This window comes from uncultured Mailhella sp. (assembly GCF_905187505.1).
GTDB lineage: Bacteria > Desulfobacterota > Desulfovibrionia > Desulfovibrionales > Desulfovibrionaceae > Mailhella.
This window is the reverse complement of record NZ_CAJJIC010000189.1, coordinates 1-2,688: the sequence shown is the minus strand read 5'-3', so window position 1 is coordinate 2,688 and position 2,688 is coordinate 1. Positions and strand designations below refer to the sequence as shown.

Annotated in this window: 1 protein-coding gene; it reads right to left on the bottom strand. The window is 63.5% G+C overall.

The window, feature by feature from the left end:
• Window positions 1–75 precede the first annotated feature (75 nt).
• A complete protein-coding gene (locus QZZ60_RS11155; protein WP_295641414.1) occupies window positions 76–2,586 on the bottom strand; it encodes a hypothetical protein in 2,511 nt (836 codons plus the stop codon).
• Window positions 2,587–2,688: the final 102 nt, after the last annotated feature.

The window sequence follows — 2,688 nt, the reverse complement described above, 5'->3', positions numbered from 1 at the left end:
GAGATTATCTCCCCCGGCGGGGCCAGGGGCAGCGCCCCTGATCTGCCTTTCCTGCGTTTTCTGTGTTTTCAGTGTCTACAGTCTTCTGGCGAGGTATTGTCCTGTGATGCTGCCGGGGGAAGCGGCGATGCGTTCGGGGGAGCCAGCGGCGACGATGGAGCCTCCGTTATGTCCGCCGCCGGGGCCCATGTCGATGATGAAGTCGGCGTTGGCCATGACGTCCATGTCGTGTTCGATGACGACGACGGTAGCGCCGTTGTCGATGAGGGTTTGGAACACGCCGAGCAGGGTTTGGACGTCGAGGGGGTGGAGTCCTATGGTTGGTTCATCGAATATGAAGACCGAGTCATGCTGGGCGCGGCCCATGTCGCCGGCGAGTTTGAGGCGCTGGGCCTCGCCGCCGGAGAGGCTTGGGGTTTCTTCGCCGAGGGTGAGGTATCCGAGGCCGAGGCTGTTCAGGGTTTCGAGGCGCTGGCGCACGAGTTTGAGGTCTGCGCAGGCCATGAGGGCTTCGCGCACGTCCATGTCCATGAGCTGGGGCATGGTGCAGGATTGTCCGGCCCTGTTTTTATAGGATACCCTGTCGGCGTCGCTGCCGTAGCGGGAGCCGCGGCACTGGGGGCAGGGCACGTCGACGTCGGGCAGGAACTGGACGTCGAGGCTGATCACGCCGGTGCCGTCGCAGACGGGGCAGCGGAGTTTTCCGGTATTGTAGGAGAAGTCTCCGGCCTTGAGTCCGAGGGCACGGGCGTCGGGGGTACGGGCGAAGGCTTTTCGCAGTTCGTCGTGCACGTCGGCGTAGGTAGCCACGGTGGAGCGCACGTTGATGCCTATGGGGCTGGCATCGATGAGCTTGACCTGGGTTATGCCGTCGGCGCGCACGTCGCGCACGTGTTCGGGGAGCTTTTCGCCGTGGGCGAGGGCGTTCAGGGCCGGGGCCAGACTTTCAAGAATGAGCGTGGTCTTGCCGGAGCCGGAGACGCCGGTCACCACGGTGAGCCTTCCTTTGGGTATGTCGACCTCGAGCGGTCGCACGGTATGGATGGCATTTGTGGAAAGATGGATGCAGCCCGGCGCGAACATGGCGTCGTCGCTCACGCGGGGGCGCAGGCGTTTCAGCCTGCCGTTGCCGAGAAAGGGGCCTATGCGTGAAGCGGGGGAGGAGGCGAGTTCTGCCACGCTTCCCTGAGCGATCACGTTGCCGCCTTTCTCTCCTGCTTCCGGGCCCATTTCTATGATCCAGTCCGCGCAGGACAGAATCTGCGCGTCGTGATCCACAAGCAGCACGGAGTTGCCGTCGTCCACAAGGTCGCGCATCACGCCGGTCAGCCCCGTGATGTTGGACGGATGCAGCCCTATGGAAGGTTCGTCCAGCACGTACAGAACGCCCGTGGTGCGATTGCGCACCGCGCGGGCGAGCTGCATTCTCTGCCGCTCTCCGGTGGAAAGCGTGGAGGCGGCGCGGTCGAGCGACAAATAGCCGAGGCCGAGTTCCAGCAGACGCCGCGCCGTGCCTTCAAAGGATTCCGCAATGCTCCGTGCCATGGGCCGCAGCGCTTCGGCAAGCGCATCGGGCACGGTTTTCACCCAGGCGGTCAGCTCTTCAAGGCTCATGGTGCACACCTCGTCCAGCGAGCGGCCGAGCAGTCTGGGCGCGCGTGCCGCCTCGCAGAGCCGCGTGCCGCCGCAGTCGGGGCATACGTCTTCCTTCAGAAATTTTTCCACGCGCTTCATGCCTTTTTCGTCCTTGACCTTGGCCAGCGCGTTTTCCACGGTATACACCGCGTTGTAGTAGGTGAAGTCGAGTTCTCCCGCCTGATTCGAGCTCTTCGCCTTGTAGAAGATGTGCTTCTTTTCGGCCGGGCCGTCGTAGACAATGGCCTTTTCCGCGTCCGTCAGATCCCGGAACGGCACGTTCGTGCGTACCCCCATGGCGCGACATACGTCCGTCATGAGAGACCACATGAGCGAGTTCCACGGCGCCACCGCGCCTTCATCGATGGTCAGCGACTCGTCCGGCACCAGCGTGGAACGATCCACCGTGCGCACGAAGCCCGTGCCGTTGCAGGTGCGGCACGCCCCCTGACTGTTGAACGCAAGCTCCTCAGCCGACGGCGCAAACCATTCGGCCCCGCATTCGGGACAGCGCAGCGGCTTCCCCGCCGCCACCGCCAGAGACGGAGCAACGTAATGGCCGTTCGGACACCGGTGACTCGCCAGCCGTGAAAACATGAGCCGCAGACCGTTCAGAAGCTCCGTGCCCGTGCCGAACGTGCTCCGTATGCCCGCAATGCCCGGCCGCTGACGCAGCGCCAGCGCCGCCGGAACGTGCAGAACTTCGTCGACCTGCGGCCTGGCCGCCTGCGTCATGCGCCGCCGCGTGTACGTCGAAAGCGCCTCCAGATACCTCCGGGACCCCTCGGCATACAAAACCCCAAGAGCCAGCGACGACTTGCCCGAACCCGATACCCCGGCAATCGCCACTACCTCGTTCAGCGGTACGTCTACAGACACGTCCTTCAAATTGTGCACCCGCGCCCCCCGTACCTCAATGAATCGCGGCGCCGCCTTCCTTGTCTCGCTCATGACAATGTCCTCCCTCCCCCTTCTATAAAAAAGCGGAGGTAAAAGGCAAGAAACGCAGGAAACGTAGAAAAGACAGGAAAGACAGGAAAGGCAGATCAGGGG

Excerpts from the sequence above, each read along its gene's own strand:
- QZZ60_RS11155 (WP_295641414.1), bottom strand. The coding sequence starts at position 2,586 with ATGAGCGAGACAAGGAAGGCGGCGCCGCGATTCATTGAGGTACGGGGG.